Annotated in this window: 20 protein-coding genes and 1 pseudogene; 5 read left to right on the top strand and 16 right to left on the bottom strand. The window is 47.9% G+C overall.

The features are described from left to right. Positions 1–168 precede the first annotated feature (168 nt). The 6 genes and pseudogenes from DXA93_RS10535 to trkA form a co-directional block, all read right to left on the bottom strand. Entirely contained in the window at positions 169–381 is a 213-nt protein-coding gene (locus DXA93_RS10535; protein ID WP_055220834.1) for a small, acid-soluble spore protein, alpha/beta type, read from the bottom strand. Positions 382–683: 302 nt separating this feature from the next. Next, the gene (locus DXA93_RS10530; RefSeq protein ID WP_119208273.1) at positions 684–968 is read right to left on the bottom strand and encodes an HPr family phosphocarrier protein; all 285 of its coding nucleotides are present in this window, start codon (positions 966–968) and stop codon (positions 684–686) included. Between the two features lie 188 nt (positions 969–1,156). Next, positions 1,157–2,533 carry an MATE family efflux transporter gene (locus DXA93_RS10525; protein ID WP_117812991.1) on the bottom strand — a complete coding sequence of 459 codons (1,377 nt, stop codon included), beginning with the start codon at positions 2,531–2,533 and terminating at the stop codon, positions 1,157–1,159. A gap of 160 nt (positions 2,534–2,693) precedes the next feature. Continuing rightward, the gene (gene hisC, locus DXA93_RS10520) at positions 2,694–3,773 is read right to left on the bottom strand and encodes a histidinol-phosphate transaminase (RefSeq protein WP_055266909.1); all 1,080 of its coding nucleotides are present in this window, start codon (positions 3,771–3,773) and stop codon (positions 2,694–2,696) included. A 162-nt stretch (positions 3,774–3,935) separates the two neighbouring features. Continuing rightward, positions 3,936–5,378 carry a TrkH family potassium uptake protein gene (locus DXA93_RS10515; protein ID WP_055266907.1) on the bottom strand — a complete coding sequence of 481 codons (1,443 nt, stop codon included), beginning with the start codon at positions 5,376–5,378 and terminating at the stop codon, positions 3,936–3,938. Positions 5,379–5,393: 15 nt separating this feature from the next. Next, positions 5,394–6,751, bottom strand: a pseudogene (gene trkA / locus DXA93_RS10510) (Trk system potassium transporter TrkA). 186 nt (positions 6,752–6,937) lie between these two features. Here trkA and DXA93_RS10505 point away from each other — a divergent pair. Then, entirely contained in the window at positions 6,938–8,761 is a 1,824-nt protein-coding gene (locus DXA93_RS10505; protein ID WP_119208271.1) for a S8 family peptidase, read from the top strand. 209 nt (positions 8,762–8,970) lie between these two features. Here the strand turns inward: DXA93_RS10505 and DXA93_RS10500 are convergent, their stop codons facing one another. From DXA93_RS10500 to DXA93_RS20620, 5 genes are all read right to left on the bottom strand, one after another. Further along, the gene (locus DXA93_RS10500; protein WP_055227801.1) at positions 8,971–10,110 is read right to left on the bottom strand and encodes a type II toxin-antitoxin system HipA family toxin; all 1,140 of its coding nucleotides are present in this window, start codon (positions 10,108–10,110) and stop codon (positions 8,971–8,973) included. Then, positions 10,097–10,375 (bottom strand): helix-turn-helix domain-containing protein, encoded by a 279-nt coding sequence (locus tag DXA93_RS10495; RefSeq protein ID WP_055227803.1) that lies wholly within the window; start codon positions 10,373–10,375, stop codon positions 10,097–10,099. Before DXA93_RS10495 ends, DXA93_RS10500 begins: the two co-directional genes overlap by 14 nt. A 358-nt stretch (positions 10,376–10,733) precedes the next feature. Then, positions 10,734–10,988 carry a hypothetical protein gene (locus tag DXA93_RS10490; protein ID WP_330426974.1) on the bottom strand — a complete coding sequence of 85 codons (255 nt, stop codon included), beginning with the start codon at positions 10,986–10,988 and terminating at the stop codon, positions 10,734–10,736. Between the two features lie 20 nt (positions 10,989–11,008). After that, positions 11,009–11,125 carry a VOC family protein gene (locus DXA93_RS19870; protein ID WP_330426975.1) on the bottom strand — a complete coding sequence of 39 codons (117 nt, stop codon included), beginning with the start codon at positions 11,123–11,125 and terminating at the stop codon, positions 11,009–11,011. Beyond that, positions 11,116–11,289, bottom strand: coding sequence for a DUF6783 domain-containing protein (locus DXA93_RS20620; RefSeq protein WP_308054139.1), 174 nt, complete (start codon positions 11,287–11,289; stop codon positions 11,116–11,118). The genes DXA93_RS19870 and DXA93_RS20620 overlap by 10 nt, the downstream gene beginning before the upstream one ends. Here DXA93_RS20620 and DXA93_RS20615 point away from each other — a divergent pair. After that, positions 11,209–11,421: a DUF6783 domain-containing protein gene (locus tag DXA93_RS20615; RefSeq protein ID WP_306665944.1), complete on the top strand. Its 213-nt coding sequence runs from the start codon at positions 11,209–11,211 to the stop codon at positions 11,419–11,421. The two genes, DXA93_RS20620 and DXA93_RS20615, sit on opposite strands and share 81 nt — an antisense overlap. A gap of 39 nt (positions 11,422–11,460) precedes the next feature. On the opposite strand, the gene DXA93_RS10480 is transcribed toward DXA93_RS20615, so the two are convergent. The 5 genes from DXA93_RS10480 to DXA93_RS10460 form a co-directional block, all read right to left on the bottom strand. Then, a complete protein-coding gene (locus tag DXA93_RS10480; RefSeq protein ID WP_119208269.1) occupies positions 11,461–14,481 on the bottom strand; it encodes a YfhO family protein in 3,021 nt (1,006 codons plus the stop codon). After that, positions 14,478–15,569: a glycosyltransferase family 2 protein gene (locus tag DXA93_RS10475; RefSeq protein ID WP_119208267.1), complete on the bottom strand. Its 1,092-nt coding sequence runs from the start codon at positions 15,567–15,569 to the stop codon at positions 14,478–14,480. Before DXA93_RS10475 ends, DXA93_RS10480 begins: the two co-directional genes overlap by 4 nt. A gap of 90 nt (positions 15,570–15,659) precedes the next feature. Beyond that, on the bottom strand, positions 15,660–16,772 hold the full coding sequence (locus DXA93_RS10470; RefSeq protein WP_147399547.1) for a sensor histidine kinase: 1,113 nt from the start codon (positions 16,770–16,772) through the stop codon (positions 15,660–15,662). Between the two features lie 104 nt (positions 16,773–16,876). Then, entirely contained in the window at positions 16,877–17,416 is a 540-nt protein-coding gene (locus DXA93_RS10465) for a hypothetical protein (protein ID WP_119208262.1), read from the bottom strand. Next, positions 17,382–18,095 (bottom strand): response regulator transcription factor, encoded by a 714-nt coding sequence (locus DXA93_RS10460; protein WP_055266899.1) that lies wholly within the window; start codon positions 18,093–18,095, stop codon positions 17,382–17,384. Before DXA93_RS10460 ends, DXA93_RS10465 begins: the two co-directional genes overlap by 35 nt. A 58-nt stretch (positions 18,096–18,153) precedes the next feature. Here DXA93_RS10460 and DXA93_RS10455 point away from each other — a divergent pair, with 58 nt between their 5' ends. The 3 genes from DXA93_RS10455 to DXA93_RS10445 all read left to right on the top strand — a co-directional run bounded on the left by DXA93_RS10455 (position 18,154) and on the right by DXA93_RS10445 (position 20,271). After that, positions 18,154–18,384 carry a hypothetical protein gene (locus DXA93_RS10455; protein WP_119208260.1) on the top strand — a complete coding sequence of 77 codons (231 nt, stop codon included), beginning with the start codon at positions 18,154–18,156 and terminating at the stop codon, positions 18,382–18,384. Positions 18,385–18,459: 75 nt separating this feature from the next. Continuing rightward, positions 18,460–19,395, top strand: a complete 936-nt coding sequence (locus tag DXA93_RS10450; protein WP_055221943.1) for an ABC transporter permease — start codon at positions 18,460–18,462, stop codon at positions 19,393–19,395. Between the two features lie 12 nt (positions 19,396–19,407). Continuing rightward, entirely contained in the window at positions 19,408–20,271 is an 864-nt protein-coding gene (locus DXA93_RS10445; protein ID WP_055221945.1) for a carbohydrate ABC transporter permease, read from the top strand. Positions 20,272–20,352 lie beyond the last annotated feature (81 nt).

Below are 20,352 nucleotides of genomic sequence, written 5' to 3'. Positions count from 1 at the left end.
TCCGAAACACGCTCTGCGAGTTTCTCAGGGTATCGCGGCAGTCGCCGGGTCTCGTGCAGACACGGACTTTGGCGCGGCACCACCCATTCCTTGTTTTTATTATAACGCTTTCACAGGAAAAATCTATGGTCAAAACTGTTGAGGATATTGCAAAAATTGCGGTACCGCTTATTTTTCTTCGTTTTCGTTCTTTCCTTCCGCCGCCATCTGCCGCTTCCTCCGTGTCACAAGGCCACCGATCCGTCCCGTTTCTTTTGCCGTGAGTGATCGCCAGCCGTCATTCAGCACGCGTTCTAAAAGCCCCAGCTCACCTGCGATTTCGTATTTCATTTTCTCCTTCTCCGTCATATGTTCCAGATCAATTTTCTTCTGCCTTGCCATTTTTTCTGCACTCCTTTTCTCTGCATTTTTGCTTTATCCAGAGTGTAGACACTTTTTTCCGGCCTTATACCTCCTGTTGTCAAACGGATATTCGCAATCCGCTTCGCTGCTTGCTCATAGCCGAAGAGCTGCTTCGCAGCTTATCTTTTCATCCCTGCTTTCGAAATTCCCCCCCGAAGGCAGGGATCTTTTATCTGCCGCCACAAAAAAACCTCGCTTTTTGAAATACGGTCCGGTTTCCCATTCCGTTTTTTCAAAAAGCGAGGTCCTTTTCTTTATTTCTATTCTATGTTCTTATCTCCTCACTCCGGCGTCTCTCCGAGCCCGCTTTTAATTGCGGCAACAGCCGCCCGAAGTGCCTCCTCTTCATCCTCCCCGCTGCTGCAGATCTCAATGGTTTCTCCCTGCTTGATTCCTGCAGCTACGATACTCAAAATACTCTTTAAATTAACCGTTCCCTGCATCCCGTTGTTTTCATAGGTAAACGACATGGCAGATTTGTACCGGCTTACACTGTTTGACAAATTTACCGCATTTAAAAGATGCAGACCTGACGGATTGACAATCGTTACTTTTTCACTTACCATCTTATGTTCCACCTGTCTTTCCTTTGTAATCCGCTCATTTTTCTTTGAAAAATGGCTACTTACTCATTTTTTGCCGTGTCCCGAGTTCAAAAATCCTCCTGCAAGCTTTGCCTGCATCGGTTTTTTGACCTTTTGACACTGATATTTTCATGATAGCACAGTTTTGTTAATACAGTTTGAACATTCTGTTAGATACTCCTCAATTCTTTCCGCTTACTCAGCTGGCTGAAGAACAGGTAATAAATAAAGTACGCAATCGTTGTGATCACCCACGACAGCGGATAGCAGAAGGCTGCTCCTTTTAAGGAGTGGAAATGCGGCAGAACCGCCGTCATCCACACGATACGTACTCCGCAGATTCCTATTCCGGTGATAAACATCGGAATCCATGCATCTCCGACACCGCGGAGTGCACCGGAAAGGATTTCGATGGAAATGTAGGTAAAGAAGGTCGGAACCAGGAAATGGATCAGTCCGTGACAGATTTCACGCACCGCCGTATCTGTGGTAAACAGAGAAATCAGTGTATCACCGATAAACCACATAAACACAACCATCAGACCCGTCATCAGGAATGCCATGATCATGCTGGTGCGCACACCGCGGTGTACACGATCCATCTTTTTCGCACCGTAGTTCTGACCGACAAAGGTTGTCGCCGCAATACCGAGCGCATTGATCATCATCCAGAAAAGACCGTCCACCTTTCCGTAAGCCGCCCACGCAGCCACATTGTTGGTTCCCAGCGAGTTGACAGCAGACTGAATAATCACGTTCGATACCGAGTACAGAATTGACTGTACGCCTGCCGGAAAACCAATGCGGATAATCCGTTTGAGCATAATCCAGTCAATGCTGATTTTCCGCAGATGAAGCCGGTAAATGTCTCTGGTCCGCATCAGAGAGCCCATAACAAGAACCGCACTGATGATCTGAGACAGAATGGTCGCAAGCGCCGCGCCCATAACACCCATCTGCAAACCGACAACAAATAAAAAGTCAAGCGCGATATTGGTCATACAGCAGATGATCAGATACAGCAGCGGACGTTTCGAATCGCCGACCGCACGCAGAATACCGGAACCCATGTTGTAAATCAGGTTTCCGATGGTTCCAAGAAAATAAACACGCATATAAATCAGCGCATGATTTACAACATCATCCGGCGTGTTCATCAGATCGAGCATCCATCTCGAACAGCCAATGCCAACTACTGTCAGCACAATACCTCCGAGAATGGAAAAGGCAATGGAAGTGTGCACTGCCCACTGCACCTTGTCCTCTTTATTGGCTCCGTAATGCTGTGAAATAACAACCGTCGCACCACTCGAAAGGCCGACAAAAAATCCGACCAGCAGATTGATCAGCGTACCTGTCGTTCCGCCGACCGCCGCAAGTGCCTGTTTTCCGAGAAAGTGTCCGACAATCATGGCATCCGCCGTGTTGTAAAGCTGTTGGAAAAACGTTCCGAACAGAATCGGCAGGAAAAAGATCAGAATCTGCTGCCAGATAACACCTTCCGTAATCTGATTTACCTTTACTACTTCTTTCTTCTCTTTGTTCATACCCAAATACCTTCTAAAACTGCCGCCGGATCTCATGGCTGATTCCGACGGCAGTCCCCCTTTAAAATTTTCTTCTGCTCCTCTGCAGATACTCTTCTTCTGTTTTATATTTTCAGCTGCTTCATCCCTCTTGGCAAGCGGATATTTGCAATCCGCTTCGCTACTTGCTTGATTCGGTTAAGTAATCTTTCAAAAAATCAAACAGCGTCTGCATTTCTTCCCGCGTGCCAATCGTAATACGCAAATAATTGTCAATGCGGGGTTTCTCAAAATACCGCACATAAATATGGCGTTCCCGGAGTGCCTGAAAAATCTTCCCGGCCGGTACGCTTTTGTGTGTTGCGAAAATAAAGTTCGATTTCGAATCCTCGAAAGAAAATCCAAGCTTTTTCAGCTCCTCCTTCGACCACTCTCTCGTTTCCATCACTTTTTTCACCGTCTTGCGGAAATATTCCACATCGCGGATCGCTGCGGCTCCGGCTGCGATCGTGGTCTGATTCATGGTATACGAATTGAAGGAATATTTCACATCGTTCAGATACGAAATCATCTTCTCATTTCCGATTGCATAGCCGATGCGCATGCCGGCAAGCGAACGGGATTTTGATGTTGTCTGCACAACCAGCAGATTTTCATATTTTTCCAACAGCGGCTGCGCAGTGGCTGCTCCGAAATCCACATATGCCTCATCCACAATTACAACCACATCCGGGTTGTTCTGTAATATCGATTCGATCGCAGAAAGCGAAAGCTCCACACCCGTCGGTGCATTCGGGTTCGGGAACACAATTCCGCCATTTGGATGGTTCTCTGCAAAATACTGCTCCGGCACAATGCAGAAATTTTCATCGAGCGGGATCTGCTCGTACGGAATACGGAATTCCTCCGCCCAGACATCGTAGAAGGAATACGTAATGTCCGGGAAAAGAATCGGTTTGTCAGAGTTAAAATACGTCATAAACGCCATCGCCAGAACATCATCCGAACCGACACCGACAAAAACCTGCTTCGGGCTTACGTGGTAGACATCCGCGATCGCCTGCACCAGTTCTGCCGCGGTTGGATCCGGATAGAGACGGAGGGTATCCTCTTCTGCTACCCGTCTGATCGCCTCTGCGGCTTTTGGTGACGGCGGATACGGATTCTCATTCGTATTCAGCTTAATCATGTCAGCCTCATGCGGCTGTTCGCCCGGTACATACGGCACAACTTTTCTTACATTCTTTTCCCAGTTACTCATAAGTTCCTTCCTTTCTGCCTGTGGTCAGGAAATGCACCCTGACTTTATTCCGTCTTTCTGTTTTTTTGGAAAACCCTGTGAATCGTAACCATTTTTTCTTTTCCTTCTGCTCCCGGCAGTTTCCCGCCGACGCAAAGTCCCTCTTCTTCCCGGTGAACCGCTTTATCCTCTCTTCTTCCAGGTAGACGGATAGAAAAGGATCAGCATCGGAAACAGTTCCAGACGGCCTGCCAGCATATCGAAAATCAGAATCAGCTTGGAAACCGGACTGTATCCGAAGAAGTTACTGGTCGGTCCTACCTGGTCAAGACCCGGTCCGATGTTGTTCAGTGTTGCGGCAACTGCCGTGAAGTTTGTCTCGAAGGAAAATCCATCCACACTGATGATCAGCATGGAAAAGCTGTAGATCACCAGATAAACAATCAAAAATACGTTGATCGCCCGCAGAACCTCATGCTCTACCGGGTGATCGTCGAAACGGATGCGTTTGATACTGCGCGGATGTACGATCGAACCAAGCTCTTTTTTCACGGTTTTTAAGAGGATCAGGATTCGCGAAACCTTGATTCCGCCTCCCGTTGAACCGGCGCAGGCTCCGATGAACATCAGCATCACCAGAATACATTTTGACAGCTCCGGCCAGAGGTCAAAGTCCGTCGTGGAATAACCCGTTGTCGTGATAATCGATCCGACCTGGAAAAAGGCGGTCCGTACTGTCTCACCGATGGAATGGTACATCGGATAGGTATTCCAGGAAATCACGCCTCCTGCCAGAAGGATAATCAGGAAATACGCTCTTACCTCCTGGGACGAAATGGCGGCCTTTCCCTTTTTGCAAAGCATCAGATAATAAAAGTTAAAATTCACACCGAACGCAATCATGGCGATTGTCAGAATCCACTGCTGCAGTGGTGTGTACACTGCACAACCGCTGTTCAACACGGCAAAGCCTCCTGTTCCGGCAGCTCCCATGGCGAGTGTGACAGAATCAAATGTCTTCATGCCGGAAAGCAGCAGAGCAGCAATGGTAAAAAGTGTCATGCCAAGATAAATCTGATACAGAATTTTAGCGGTTCCGCGCACTCTCGGAACAAATTTGGAAACGGTCGGTCCCGGGCTCTCTGCCTTCATCAGGTTCATGACGGAACCGCCCTTCATCGGAAGCAATGCAAGAATGAACACAAGAACGCCCATACCGCCAATCCAGTGGGAAAAGCTTCTCCAGAACAGGCTGGCGTGTGAAAGGGCTTCCACATCACTCAAAATGCTGGCTCCTGTCGTTGTAAAACCGGAAACGATCTCAAACAGCGCATTGATATAAAACGGAATTTCCCCCGTAATTACAAACGGCACCGCTCCGAAAACACCAAGGACAACCCAGCTTAACGAAACGCAGACAAATCCGTCGCGGGAATAGATTTCCATATTGGACGGTTTTCTGAAGCAGAGGATCAGACCGGCCGCAATGCAGAGCAGTCCCCAGATAAGATACGCAAAGCCTGTCTTTTCCTGATACATGGCTCCGACCAGCGCCGGAAACAGCATCAGCATACCTTCCACTTTCAGCACCCAGCTGATGACAAAACGAATCATTTTATAGTTCATAATCCGCTTCCCCCGTTACTCTGCCAGAATCTCATGGATATCCTGAAGACCGGTTTCCGTTGTTACGATAATGACGGAATCTCCTGCCTCAAAGGAATCCTGTCCACCCGGAATGATGACCTTTCCCCGTCTGTTAATCGCTGCTACCAGAAGGTTTGGCCGTGTTTTCATATCCTGCAGACGGATGCCGATCATACGGCAATTCTGGTTCACGATAAACTCAAGAGCCTCCACACGGTCTTCCATCAGCTTATACAGCGTCTCAACGTTGCTTCCGATGGAGTTTTTCATTGCCCGGACATACTGCAGAATGTACTCTGCGGTGATGTGTTTCGGGTAGATCAGGCTGTCCAGGTTCAGGCTGTGGATAACATCATTAAATTCCAGATGGTTGATTTTCGTTACAACCTTTGAGGATACCTTCTCTTTCGCATACAGCGACAGAATGATGTTTTCCTCATCCATATCGGTGCAGGCCACAAAGGAATCCATATTCTGGATGCGCTCCTCTTTTAAGAGCTCCTGGTCACTTCCGTCACCGTAAATAACGGTTGCATCCGGCAGTGCTTCGCTTAAAACCTCACAGCGATCCTTATTTTTCTCGATAATCTTGACATCGACGTTCATATTTGCCAGTGATTTTGCGAGATAATACGTAATTTCACCGCCGCCGACGATCATCGTACTGTGTACCTTGTTTGTATGAACACCAATTTTCTTAAACAGGCTCTCTGCGTTCTGCGGTGTGGTAATGATGGAAAGGCTGTCTTTTGCCTGGATCACAAAATTTCCATCCGGTATGTAAACCTCGCCGTTTCGCTCAACAGCACAGACCAGCAGACTGTACTGAAGCGCTCCGGCCAGCTCACGCAGCGACATATGGACAATTTTCGATGTTTCCGGCACTTTAAAGCGCAGCATTTCGATTCTTCCGCGGGAAAAGCTGTCGATCTCAATCGCAGATGGGAACCGCAGCAGTCTTGCCATTTCCATGGCGGCCGCGTGCTCCGGGTTGATGATCATGGACAGACCCAGCTTTTTACGAATAAATCTCTCTCCTCCCGATACATCGGATTTCGAACTCTGGCGATGGTGTGACAGTCTGCTGCCTGTTTGGCGATGACACAGCAAAGCAGGTTCATTTCATCACTTTTGGTTACGGCAATCATCAGATCCGCATGCTCAATATCCGCCTCCTGAAGCACCTGATAGCTTGCTCCGTTTCCTACAATTCCCATAACGTCGTAGGTGTTGGAGACGTTGCGGACGACAATACTGTCTGTGTCAATGACCGTCACAAGGTTGTCCTCGCGGCTCAGCTGGGCGGTCAGTGCGGTTCCGACTTTTCCGCAGCCCACAATGATAATTTTCATGTTCTCTCCCTTCAATGCAAAAGCATTTCGCGTAAAATAGTAAAGACCCGCCAGGCGGCATCGTAAAACCATTTTTCGATGCACTCCAAAAAGCAGATCTGTACCCCTATTGTACGATGGCGATTATATCATATTTCCAGGAAAAGCGGAATAGATTTTAACAACATTTTGGACGGAGTTTTTGTAATGATTGATCAAAAAAGGGAAAACCTGTTGAACCTTGCGCTGGCCGCAACGGAAGTCGAACGGCGGCGTGTGCCGGAGCTTTCGGCAGGTTATAACTCTTACAGCAAAACATGGGAAGTAATTGTACAGTATCAGGGAGACCTGGCTTTTCTGGAGGAGCAGGGAGTTCGTGTGACGCTGCTGCTGTTTTCGTATGCCATTCTTCTGGTTCCGGAGTCCCTGATGGATTACGTGACAGGACTGCCGCAGATTACCTATCTGGAGAAACCGAAATTACTTTATTTCGCAGATGCATTTGTGCGGAGCATATCCTGTATTACGCCTGTGCAGGAGGGGGTTATGGGTCTGTCTGGGAATGGGGTGCTGCTTGCATGCATTGATTCAGGCGTGGACTATGCGCATCCTGATTTCTGCGCACCGGACGGGACAAGCCGAATTGCAATTTTATGGGATCAGACGATTCCGGGGAATCCTCCGATGGGGTATGCTCTTGGGTCGGTATATACACGGCGGCAGATCAATGAGGCACTTGCATCTTCTACGCCGGAAGAACGGTTTGCCCTCGTGCCGTCCCGCGATGTGACGGGGCATGGGACAGCGGTGCTCGGAATCGCAGCGGGAAATGGGAGATCCTCGGCAGATGCGGCCATGCGGGGCGTGGCACCGGAAGCAACACTCGTGGTCGTAAAGCTTGGGAATCCTGATCCGGCGGATCTGCCGCGGACATCGCAATTGCTGCAGGCGGTGGATTTCTGCGTAAGATATGCACTTCTGGTGGAGCGGCCGCTTGTGATTAATTTGAGCTTCGGGAATAATTACGGTTCGCACAGCGGGGATTCCTTACTTGAAACGTATTTGAATGCAGTGTCAAATTTAGGGCAGAACGTGATCTGTATCGGGGCAGGAAATGAAGGGGATACCGGACGCCATTATGCCGGGAACCTAAAGTCGGATCGCAAGTCGTCCGGTCAGACGCAAACAGTCCGTGCGACATCTGATCCGGCTGCGACGTCTGCGGTCTCGGCAACGGCTGACCGCGCTGTCTCCGTTGAATTTCAGGTCGGTGCTTATGAATCCTCGTTCAGTCTCCAGATCTGGAAGGTTTATGGGGATGAAATCTCGATCGAACTGATTTCCCCCGGCGGCATCCGCTCCGGCACGCTCTCTCCTGTCCTCGGCACGGCGCGTCTGACGCTTGGTCCGACAGAACTTCTCCTGTTTTATGGCATGCCATCCCCCTACAGCCAGGCGCAGGAAATTTACCTGACCTTTCAGGGCGCAGGAAACCATCTGTCCGTCGAAAACGGCATCTGGACCTTGCGTCTCACCCCCGGCCGCCTGATCTCCGGTTCCTTTGACCTCTGGCTTCCCGGCGGAAACGCCATCGGTTCACAGACACGCTTCTTCTCCCCCGCTACCGACACCACACTCACCATCCCTTCCACCGCCCGCTCCGCCATCACGGTCGGTGCCTACGATCCCCGCCTTTCCTCCTATACCAGCTTCTCCGGCCGCGGCTATACCCGTATTCTCCACGAAATCAAACCTGATCTCGCCGCCCCGGGTGTCAATATCCCAGCTCCCCGTTCCGGCGGCGGCTATGCTTCCTTCACCGGCACCTCGTTTGCCACGCCTTTTGTATCGGGAAGCGCCGCTCTTATGATGGAATGGGGTATTCTGCGCGGAAATGACCCGTTTTTATATGGTGAAAAGCTGAAAGCTTATCTCATCGCAGGCGCAAAACCCATCGCCTCCGAGAGCGAATACCCGAACAGGCGGGTGGGATGGGGACGACTTTGTTTAGAAAGTAGCCTGCCAGATTAAAGTTATTGAAGGATTCGATAGAAGAAATAAAAGCGCAATGTAAAGAGTTAAACGACAAATGAGACATATTTTTATCTCTGTACTATCTTGTACTTTGCTACGAAAATAAAACTCGTAGCAAGGTACTTATAGTGTTCATTTGTCTGGCAACTCTTTTTTATTTAACTGTTAATAACTTGCTGTTTAAAATTTTTTGAATGCAAAGAGAATCACTTACCCAAAAGATATTCTTCCAACATTTCCTTTACTTTTTTCTCAATTTCGTCTATGATCTCTTCACACCTTGTCTTTTTCATCCCTGCACCAGTTCCTACCGCCAGTAACTCTTTTCTGCCTGGATTTCTTCCATTTCCATCTACTGACGTAGTATGTTCGCCATAATACGTATTACTGTAAGTAAGATCATATGCCGGACTTAAATGCCATTTATCTTCGTCTGCTTCGTACAAATACGTGAAGTTCTTCGAATGATCATCTCTGTTATGTGCAAAAACATTGAAACACATTCGGCGGAACATATTTTCAACATCTTCATCGCAATTGCGTGTCATGATTTTTGTCAGTTTCATTAATCCATGATAGTCCAGACTTGGCTGCTCAAAATCCAATTCCAGAATTGCAGCTGTCGTCAACATGTGCACTTTCTTTTTCCCTTTCAAACAGTTTCTCCTGTCAAACCTTTTAGTTCCAAAATATCCTTTACATTTTTCTGATGGAAACAATCTCGTTTCACTCATCATAATTCCGCAGGCCTTGGCACAGCAGGAATAGTCATATTCCATTTTTCCTGCATCTTTTCCGTCCACATGCGCTGGAAATTTGATAATCCATTCTTCATTATCAATGGTTGTCATGATTTTAGGTCTTGCTCCGCCGCTGGTACCTCCCAGCAGATACAATTCGTCCAGTTTATCCGAATACTCTGTATTCAGTATCTTTTGACACTCTTCCGCCAGTTTGTCCAGATCTGCACTGCTCTGCTCCTCTGGAAAATTCTTTTCCGGGTGATATGTCAACGCTCCCATCCCCGATGTGCCCACAATCGCCAGACGATCCAGTACGGTCAGTTCATCCGGATTTTGTTTATGTGCCCGTAACAGGCGATCCAACAGTAATCTGCCCCAATGATCTGGAAGACTGTCCGCAAAAACCCCAAATAATCCTTCAAAATGATCCTTAACTGGAACAAATACCTGTTTTTGCAAAGGCAATGAAAATGGGTTGATCGAAAATCCGGTTTCCAGCCATTCATCACTGTACTGAAATGCCACTTTGTGGTCTGCCGTCATAGCTAATGTTCCCACCGTTTGATCCTCATAACACACCTGCAGTACTTTATCTTGTTTCATTGATAACCTCCTGAATATCTTTATACGGTACCTGCGTGAAAATATTTCTGAGCTCATCTGCAAGATCCAGTGCGATTGCAATTTTCGTTAAAGATAACAGGGAAATTTGTCCTGTCGTTTCGAATCTTTTGATTGAGCCGTAACTCACTCCGCTTATAGATGCTAATTTTTCCTGCGTAATTGAACGTCTCTTTCTGATTTTTCTCACTCGCTGCGCAAGTTTTTGATCCAGTTCTTCCGGAGTTTCCCATATAAATTGTTCCATTTTTTCCCCTTCTTGTTACAGATTATATGTTATCTAAAATATCCTGTTTTTATTCAAAACAGATTATATATTATCTATTCTATTTTACCACTCACGTGCAGAAAGCACAATGATTTCCTGCCCTGTTTCCATAAAAACTCCACCCCGTTTTTGTAACTGCAGATAAATTTTGCATCTCCTTTACTCTATAGGGATAATTTGCGCTTTTTTGACTATCCGGTAGTATTTGTTTCAGAGTAAGTAAAAAAGCCTCTGCCGGGCAAAAATTTTGCTTTCCGGCAGAGGCTTTGCTGGTCAAACGGATATTCATGCAAGCATGATTCGCGATTTTTCTTCCATTTCGCATGGCTTGGAATCGTTACAAATACTGGCTGAATTCCACTTTTTCTTTATTTGGTCCTTCGATCGTGAAGAAACGGACGCCATTTTCCCAGAACGGAAGGAAATGTACTTCATCCTGCGTCGTATTCAGACCGGCCCCGGTAATCATTTCGTGAACCTTTTCAATATTCTTTACGTCAATCGCCACATGGTCGATTGCTCCGGGTTTCAGTGCTGCAGCTTTGTTTTCGTACGTTTCGATCACAAGTGTTCCAAGCTTTAAGAATGCCACTTTCTCATCCGCCGCCTCATTTACGGTGCGGAATGCAATTTCAAATCCAGCTTTTCATAAAACGCAATCGTCATCTCAATATCGTTGGTCGGAATACCGACATGCTGGATTCCATTTAACTGCTCTCTTAATTCCATTTCTTATCCCCCAGTCTTTTTTCTACCTGTGCCAGATCCGGCATGGCCGGAATAGAGCGTGTCTGAAAAAGGCTTTTCGTGAGCTGCGAGTCCCAGTTCGTGGGAGATTTTATCCGAATAAGGGCGGCGTAGCGGGCTACGGCAACCGAATGAGGGTAAAATATACCGCAAAGTGGAGCTTGCAGATTGCGGAAATGATTTTTCAGACACGCTCTAGCACCTTTTTTCTCCACACAAAGGCTTGCAACGGCGTTTCCAAAACGGGCAAACGCTGCCAGTTCTTCCTGCGGCTGTAAAGATATGCTCCATTCCACCAAGTGTCACTACAACTATTTTTACACTCTGATGATATAATATTTCCGCTGTTTTTGCAACATTTTGCTCTCTCCTGCCCGTTCGCTGCCGTTTTGCTGTTTCTTTTTTTCACAGATCACAAGGATGAGTGCCAGCATTCCTCCCATCAGGCTGCACCAACTGCCAGCCGTCCGTCCGGGCGCATGGTACACAAGAACAATTTTGTGCTCGCCTGATGGGATTTTTGCGCCGAGAAATGCCGTGTTTGCGCGGAACAGCAGTGTTTCTTTCCCATCCACTTTCAGCACAAAATTTTCATCGTATGGAATGCTGGTGATGAGGTATCCGTCTCTTTCCGCGGAAACCACGCCTGTGATGCCATCGCCGCCGTATGTTGCTGTTGTTCCGCCAATCAGGGTAACCGCCTGACTGTACAGCTGCTCCGTTTTTTCCAACGGCTGTGCCATACCAGTCCATGTCTCAAAATTTTTCAGGATATAATGGCCTTTTCCCATCCGAATGAATACGGTTCCATCTTCTTTCATCGTTACAAGATAGTTAAACTGTGTATTCCCATTGGCATACGTATGGTTGATGCCGGTCAGGCGGTTGGTCTGGCCGTTGATGCGGATAAACATATCATGACTCGCTTTCTGATTCTCCACCTCGAAAGAAACGGCGAGCAGCGTTGCTCCCTCTGCGGCACCCGGCAGCGTTGCTGAGACGGTCACGGATTTTTTCGTCTCAATCTCATATCCGTCCGCTGTCTTCTGAATGCGCAGATCTTCCTGATCGGTCTCTGGAATTTCAAGGTTTACTTTCTGAAAACAACTGTGAAACAGGGGTCCTACAGAACCATTCTTTGTATCTGAATCTGCAGCGGCTCTGAAATTATCCACAGATTTCGCCGATTTTTCCTGATCCGGGATTGCCGCTGTTGTCTTCCGCATTTCCTGATCCGGGATCACGGCTGCCGTCTCCAGTATTTCCTGGTTCTGCGGATAAGGTAATGATTTGTATTCCGTCTCGGAAACCACCTGGTCTGTCACGTAGGCAACCGGCGCTGCGGATATGGCACGATAAACCTGAAAGTCCCCGTAATCCCGGTACAGTTCATACCCCTCCGGCCGTGTTTCTGCCAGAATATATTTCACTCCCATGAACTGCCAGAACAGCGGATCATCGGAAACCGTCTGCATCATGCGGTTGCGGAAGGCTTCATTAATCCCATACGTCTCGTCCCGGAATTTCTTATATTCTGCATTGTATGCCGAGGAATAAATCGTCGAAACATTCTGTCCAATATCCCATATCCGGTTGACGTTCGCAAGGTTCTGTCCGCCGTCTCCATACTGCTCCATACGGTACCAGCCGGGATCCTCCGCACGGATCTCGCGGATTGCCGCTGCAATCTTGCTGTCCGTCAGAGCTTCATACGTTTTACGCGGGATCATCACATGCTTTTCCTGATTGATTGCTTTTCCGGCAAATGCAAGAATCACAGCACTAAAGACGAGCGGCAGAAACGGAAGCTCTCTGCCCCGCAGCCGTTTTTTTGCCGGAAACCACCGCCATGCCAGATAGCACGCAGTCACACAAATCACATCCAGTATGCCGAGATGCCAGTATGGTTCAAAGTATGTCTCTTGCTTTGCATTCCACATCAGAATCAGAACTATGAGGTACGGAAGCAATTCTCGCAGCTCTGTCATGACTTTGCGCTTAAAATTCCCGGTGCTTCGATTTTTTCCACACTCCCGCTTCCGGACAAGCTGGTTTTCCACATAAAGCCCGACTTCTGCACAGAGGACCGGAAGAAACGGGATGAATACTTTATCTTTGCTGTACAGGCCGCCGTTCAGCAGATAGCCGAACAGGGGAATACAAAAGAATACCAGCAAAAGGAAGGACAACAGTTTCTCACGCAACCGGCTCTTTCCGATCGCTCTGCCCAAAAGCGCCACCCCCGCAAATGCGGAGAGGCCAATGCCGTACGGCGTGTAGCAGAGACGCAGGATCAGAAACTGCGGTTTCCACATCGCCGGATCGGTAAAAAGTCCTGCAATGCCGCCCGCTGCGGTGCCGCGTCCGCCCTCGCCGCTGCCGCCGAACAAGGCGGCAGCCGATGGGATCAGCAGAATACCGGAAAGAAGGATTCCTGCGAGGACCGGAAGCGCAAAGCGGATTGCTGCGCCAAAAAAGCTCCGCAAACCCGCCAAAGCTTCGACTGTTCCTGAAGATTTTTCACCTGCCATCTGCTTTTTCTCTGCCCCGGCCTTTTGATTCCGCGACACTTTTCGATTCTCCTGTTCCGCTTCATACGCAGCATTTTCTGTACCGCATTTCAAATACTCCGTCACCGCATACGCCGTGAGCGCAAGCAGCCCGCCGACAGAAAAATAAAAGCTGGTCAGAATCATCCCAAGAACGGAAAGAATCAGAAGACCGCTCTTTCTCTTCTGAAAATGGCGGTCCACGCCCAGCAGAGCCAGCAGCAGAAACGGCATATAGTTGACAAACATAAGCTGATTATAGGAATGATACAGAAGTGCGGTAGAACACGTAAAGAAAAGTGATGTAAAAAGACAGTTGCCGTAATGCAGACCCTTTTTGCTGATCCATTGATAAAAAAGCACTGCATCCGCCGCATACAGCAGCGCGGAGGAACCCATCACCCACAGGTCCATCGGGATGAACGGGAAAAGGTAGGATAACAGCACGGTCGGACTCAGCAGTCCGTAGTAGGCAAAATGGTAAATATTCTGACCTCCTCCCAGATTCCATGCGAAATCCGGGAAGAGATTTCCGGTCGCGTAAAACCGCTTCCGGAAGTAATCGGCAAGGGTGCTGTGCTGGCTGATCCAGTCAATCGAGGAGCCGAATACGCCGTATTGCAGGACGAACAGCCGGCACAAAAGCAAAGAAAAGAAAAACAGACCAGCCGCCGTAAAATCCTTTCCGGTAAGACCTTCTAAAAAGCCGTTCCGCCGTCCTTTCGGCTGGCCTTTCTTTTTCCGTGATTTTCCCGGCTCTTTTGTTTCCTTTAAGATTTCTTTTTTCATGCCCGGATTTCTCCTCTTTCAGACGCATGGCGTTTGTCGGCATACTCTGGAAAATACACGTTTTTCTTTTCTGCCGTATGGGTATCTTTTCTTCTCTTTGCAGCACTCTCCTGCTTTTTCACCGGCTGCACACTGTGCATCTTGACCGTCTCTTCACTCGTCTCCTTTAAGAGATAGATCGGACGGTGCTTTGTTTCAAGATATGTCTTGGAAAGATAAATGCCTACAATGCCCGTGCAGAAAAGCTGTACACCGCTCACCAGAAAAAGGATGCATGCCATCGACGGCCAGCCCGCAACGGGATCGCCAAACAGCAGCGTTCTTCCGATGATGAACACGATCAGAATCATAGAAATCAGGAAAAAAAGCACGCCCATGACAGATGCAAGTGACAGCGGGGCTACGGAAAAGCCTGTGATGCCGTCGACCGAGTACGCGAGGAGCTTTCGAAGCGGCCACTTCGACGTCCCGGCGCAGCGGTCCTCGTGCTCAAATTCCAGCCATTCTGTGTGAAAACCGACCCATCCGAAAATCCCTTTGGAAAAGCGGTTGTACTCACTCATTTCCAGCACGGCATCCACCATTTTGCGGCTCATCAGACGGTAGTCCCGTGCACCGCTTACAATCTCTGTTCTGGAAAGGCGGTTGATCACACCGTAGAAGGCATTTGATAAGAAGGATTTGATTTTTCCCTCGCCCTCCCGTGAACTGCGGCGTGCCGCTACACAGTCACAGGTGCCGCTCTGCAGCATCGCGTACATTTTCGGAAGAAGGGACGGCGGATCCTGAAGGTCGACATCCATCACCGTTACGTAATCGCCTTTGGCCGCCTGCAGTCCGGCGTACATGGCTGCCTCTTTTCCGAAATTTCTCGAAAACGAGAGGTAACGGCAGCGCATATCCTTCTGCGCAAGCCGGCGCATCTCAAACAGGCTGTGATCCTTCGAGCCGTCGTCAACAAAGATCAGCTCGAACTGAACCTTCTGCTGTTCTTCCATCTCATTCATCTGACGTACCATCGTCTCGTAGTAAACCGGAATTGCTTCCTCTTCGTTGTAGCATGGTATGATAATACTGATTGTCTCCATTTTTTTCCTCCCGGGGATTACATACTCTCTCAGAATCCTTCTGTAGATCCTTCCTGCTGCAATCCCGCTTCTGTCTCATTCTTATGCAAGTCAGGTTTTTGTGGCTGTTTCTCCCGCTGCAGAATCCTCGCCTGCCTCCGGGAAACGCAGGATGACTTTAAACAGATCGCCGTCTGCCGCAAGCTCCATGCGGCCGCCCATGTTGGCCGTGTAGCTTGATGCAATCGCAAGGCCAAGGCCGTGCCCCTCGCTCGTCCGTGATTCGTCGCCGCGCACAAAGCGTTCCATCATTTCCTCCGCTTCAAAATTCATCTCATAGGCGGAAATGTTTTTCATCGTCACGAAAATCTCCCCGTTTTTCTTCCCTGCATCAATGTAAACTCTCGTTCCGCCCAGGCTGTATTTCAGGATATTTTCCACGAGATTCTGTATCACGCGGTACATTTTCCCATTATCCCCAAGGAACGGCAGTGGCTCTTCTCCGAGTGCCGTGCGGAACGACAGACTGCTCTGCGCAATCGCATCGTCCATATCGGCGAGGGTCTGCTCGATCAACCGTTTCATATCCATTTTTTCCATCTGGAATTTTTCGGTTCCGCTTGTCGATTTGGAGAGCTCGAAGAGGCTTTGGATCATCTCCTTTAGCTGTTCCTGTTTCACAGAAATCACCTCGACGTAATCCTGTGCCGCCGGTGTCAGATCCTCTTTTTTCAGAAGATCCGTATAGCCGACCATCGAGGTGAGCGGGGTTTTCAGATCGTGCGATACATTGGTAATCAGGTCAATTTTGAGACGCTCCGCCTGCATCTGTTTTTCTACGCTCTTCTGCATAGCGCTCTCAATATTTTCCAGCTCTGCAAACGCCGGATACAGCAGGGATTTTTCGGATATTTCATGGATCCGGCTTTCCATGCTGCCTTCTGCCATCGTATGGATCTGTTCCATCAAAAGGCCCATCTCCCGGTTCAGGCGACTGCGGTATGTTTTCCAGGCAAACAGAATTAAAATCAGCGTGGTCAGCCCAAGAAGAATGACAGACAGTACCTCGCCATCCATTCCGTTTATCAGTCCGGTGATCGTAATCACGATTAGAAGTTCCGCAATCAGTGCCACACGGAACGGCCATTTACTCTGACCGGCAAGCTGCCGTTCCAGGCTGGTCCGATCTCTGTAACGCTTCCTTTCTCTGCAAAAAAAGGACATTTCTCTCAGTTGTTTCTTTTCATAGCGACAGACAAGAATGCCGGCACTGAGAAGGAAAACGCCACAGATTCCAAAAAACAGAAGACCTGTCTGCACACACTCTATTACAGTACCCCATTCGGCAACAATGCGGTATCTGGCATAGCTGTGCCGGAGCGGCTGAAGCCATCCGAAAAAAGCAAATCCTCCGACAAGAACCAGAAGCTCATTCGGCACCTTTTCGGATTTTTCAGAAACAGCTGCTCTTTCTCTGCTTCCGCAGCGGCTCTTGCCTCAAACTGCATCTGCCGGGATTTTTCTATTTCATCTGTCTCGGACTTATCTGCGGCTGCCCCTTCGCTGCTTTTTGCTGTTTTTCCCGCTTTTTCCGGTTCACTGCCGGCAAAAGCAGTCATTTTCGAGTTCCCGGTATTTTTTCGGAATTTCCATACCAGATACAAGGCTGCGGCTATGCCCAAAACGCCGACTACCGTCACTCCAATGCCGATACCCCATTCGATATTGCGCCACATTCCCCATTCGAATTCACTGGCCCATTTCCGCAGAAGCTTTCCGCACAAAATCAGTACCATAGAAAGATCGAGAAGCATCCACAGCAGGATGCGTTTTTCAGTTTCCGTCAATTTTTTCAATTTTGTATCCAATTCCCCACACCACCTTTAAATATTTTGGATTTTTCGGCGTAATTTCGATTTTCTCACGAATGCGCCGGATATGAACCATGACGGTATTTTCTACGCTGTAAGCATCCTCCTGCCAGACCTGGCTGTAGATTTCTTCGGCCGAGAATACGTAGCCGGGATGCTCCATCAAAAGCTCCATAATTTTGTACTCGGTTGCAGTCAGGCGGACGGGTTCACCGTCCACCAGGAGTTCTTTGGTGTTTCGGTTCAGCAGCAGACCGCCGTTTTTCAGGATATCCTGGCTTTGTGTGGTTCCGTTTGCGGCGCCTAAGGAGAAGTAACGGCGGAGCTGGGATTTGACACGGGCCATGAGTTCGGCGGTATTATACGGCTTTGTCACGTAATCATCGGCGCCCATCGAAAGTCCGATGACTTTGTCGCTCTCTTCGGTTTTCGCGGAAAGCATGATAATCGGGATGTTGTTTTTTTCTCTTATTTTCATCAGGGCGGAAAGACCGTTCATTTTGGGCATCATGACATCGAGCAGGATCAGATGGATCTGTTCGGTCATGAGGATGTCGAGTGCCTCCATGCCGTTGTAGGCTTTTTTTACCCTGTAGCCTTCCAGTTCTAATAGTTTGCCGAGAGATCTTACGATTTCCCGGTCGTCGTCTACGACTAATATGTTGTATTGGCTCATCTCGTTTTTCCCCTCTTGGTTCTATGGTGTTTATCATAGCAGAAAAAACGGAGATTCTTTGGATAAAAAACTGACATTTTTCTTAAAATGTAATCCCCCATTACGTTTTCCTGCTTTTTTTACAAAAAAAACACTGATTGGTAGAGTTGTAAGCTGGTGTAAAAAAATAAAAACAAACGCATATAAATTAGTAAAAATGCCTGCCATAGCACCTGAAAATGTGGAAAAAGATAAAAAAAGTCAATATAAGTGGACAAAATACACAATATCAAACGGGGATTTTATTTGATATAGTGTAAATATCACAAATAAGCAAAGAAAATGCGTAATAAAAACGCACAAAACAACGGAAAGGATGGGGAGTATGGCGAAGGAAAAAATGAAAAAGAAAAAAGGGCAGAAAATCGCCCCCGCAATTTTATGGAAACAGCGCTGGCTGCTTGTGATGTCAGTACCATTTGTAATCTGGCTGATTATCTTCAAGTACATTCCGCTGTGGGGATGGACCATGGCATTTCAGGAGGTAAAACCGGCAACGTTCGCACTTCCGATCTGGGAGAGAACCTGGGTTGGATTTAAGAACTTTACAGATGCATTTAAAGACCGTCTGTTCACACAGACATTAATCAACACATTGGGAGTAAGCTTCCTTGACATCGCGGTTGGAACGATCGCAGCAATCGCATTTGCGGTTCTTCTGAACGAGATGTTCTTTATGAAGTTCAAAAAAGTAACGCAGACCATTTCTTATCTGCCGCACTTTGTATCCTGGGTTATCATTGCAAGTATTGCAAAGAATATTTTCAACGACGGCGGTGTTGTTGACAGTATCTTCGGCAAGAACCTGCACCTGATGAGTTCCAACTCACCGCTTATCTGGGTAACCATTATCCTGATTAACTGCTGGAAAGAGGTTGGCTGGAACGCAATTATTTATCTGTCCGCCATGGCAGGTATTGATCCTGGTCTTTACGAGGCCGCTGATATGGACGGTGCAAGCCGTCTGCAGAAGATCTGGCACATCACTCTGCCGGGTATCCGACCGACCATCATCGTACTGCTGATTATGAGCATCGGTGGCGCCCTGAACGTAGGGATGGAGCGTCAGATGCTTCTTAGTAACCCGCTGGTTGAGGATCACACGATGGTACTTTCCTGGTTCTCTTATAAGAGAGGTATCGGAAACAGCAACTACGGTCTTGGTACCGCAATCGGTGTATTCCAGTCTGCAGTCAGCGTTACCCTGCTGCTGATCGCCAATAAGATTGCCGGTCTGGTAGGCGAAGATAAACTTATGTAGGAGGACGCGAATATGAACAAGAAAGCAAAAAAATTTGACTACGTACTGGCGGTAATCTTCGTATTCCTCGTCATCATCACCATTTATCCGTTCCTGAACGTACTGGCGATTTCGTTCAACGATTCTACGGATACCATTAAGAATGTAAACTTCATCATTCCGAGAAAGTTTACATTAAGCAACTATAAATATGTATTTAAAGACGGCGGCATTGCAATGCCGGCTGTGATTTCTGTAACAAGAACCATCATCGGAACAATCGTAGGTATTGTATGTACCTCGATGGTTGCTTACACATTAAGCCGCAGAGACTTCGTACTCCGTAAACCATTCCAGCTGCTGTTTGTCATCACAATGTATGTCAGCGGCGGTATGATTCCGGAATACCTTCTGATTATCCGTACCTTAAAGCTGGGCAATAACTTCATGGTATACATTCTGCCTGGTCTGATGTGGGTTTATAATATGATTCTGGTTCGCTCTTATATCGACGGACTGCCGATGGCTCTGCAGGAGGCAGCAAAGCTCGACGGAGCAAACGATTTTCAGATCTGGTATAAAGTCGTTATGCCGCTTTGTAAACCGGTTATCGCAACCGTAGGTCTGTACTATGCAGTAGGACAGTGGAACTCCTTCATGGATACTTACCTGTATGCGAAAAAACTCCCGACTCTGCAGTACAAACTGTATGAGATTATGAACCAGGCGACCATGAAAATGGACGTTCATGCAGGAACCAATGTACAGACGGCCGTAACACCAATGTCCGTACGTATGGCCGTAACGATTGTAGCAACTGTGCCGATCGTTATTGTATATCCGTTCCTTCAGAAATACTTTATCGGCGGTATGACACTTGGTTCTGTTAAAGACTGATAAAAAACAGTATTAAAAAATTTTTAGAAAAAGATGATGTTTATTCCTGCCAGGCGAAAGCAAGAGTGCAGGATGACATAA

The organism is Blautia sp. OF09-25XD (assembly GCF_003482095.1).
GTDB classification, from domain to species: domain Bacteria; phylum Bacillota; class Clostridia; order Lachnospirales; family Lachnospiraceae; genus Fusicatenibacter; species Fusicatenibacter saccharivorans.
This window is presented reverse-complemented; position numbering and strand designations above follow the sequence as displayed.

Coding starts and splice junctions, on each gene's coding strand:
- DXA93_RS10530 (WP_119208273.1), bottom strand. CDS start 968: ATGGTAAGTGAAAAAGTAACGATTGTCAATCCGTCAGGTCTGCATCTT.
- DXA93_RS10515 (WP_055266907.1), bottom strand. CDS start 5,378: ATGAACTATAAAATGATTCGTTTTGTCATCAGCTGGGTGCTGAAAGTG.
- DXA93_RS10495 (WP_055227803.1), bottom strand. CDS start 10,375: ATGGAACAATTTATATGGGAAACTCCGGAAGAACTGGATCAAAAACTT.
- DXA93_RS10525 (WP_117812991.1), bottom strand. CDS start 2,533: ATGAACAAAGAGAAGAAAGAAGTAGTAAAGGTAAATCAGATTACGGAA.
- DXA93_RS10475 (WP_119208267.1), bottom strand. CDS start 15,569: ATGGAGACAATCAGTATTATCATACCATGCTACAACGAAGAGGAAGCA.
- DXA93_RS10505 (WP_119208271.1), top strand. CDS start 6,938: ATGATTGATCAAAAAAGGGAAAACCTGTTGAACCTTGCGCTGGCCGCA.
- DXA93_RS10480 (WP_119208269.1), bottom strand. CDS start 14,481: ATGAAAAAAGAAATCTTAAAGGAAACAAAAGAGCCGGGAAAATCACGG.
- DXA93_RS10535 (WP_055220834.1), bottom strand. CDS start 381: ATGGCAAGGCAGAAGAAAATTGATCTGGAACATATGACGGAGAAGGAG.
- DXA93_RS10450 (WP_055221943.1), top strand. CDS start 18,460: ATGGCGAAGGAAAAAATGAAAAAGAAAAAAGGGCAGAAAATCGCCCCC.
- DXA93_RS10460 (WP_055266899.1), bottom strand. CDS start 18,095: ATGAGCCAATACAACATATTAGTCGTAGACGACGACCGGGAAATCGTA.
- DXA93_RS19870 (WP_330426975.1), bottom strand. CDS start 11,125: ATGGAATTAAGAGAGCAGTTAAATGGAATCCAGCATGTCGGTATTCCG.
- DXA93_RS10445 (WP_055221945.1), top strand. CDS start 19,408: ATGAACAAGAAAGCAAAAAAATTTGACTACGTACTGGCGGTAATCTTC.
- DXA93_RS10500 (WP_055227801.1), bottom strand. CDS start 10,110: ATGAAACAAGATAAAGTACTGCAGGTGTGTTATGAGGATCAAACGGTG.
- hisC (WP_055266909.1), bottom strand. CDS start 3,773: ATGAGTAACTGGGAAAAGAATGTAAGAAAAGTTGTGCCGTATGTACCG.
- DXA93_RS10470 (WP_147399547.1), bottom strand. CDS start 16,772: ATGTCCTTTTTTTGCAGAGAAAGGAAGCGTTACAGAGATCGGACCAGC.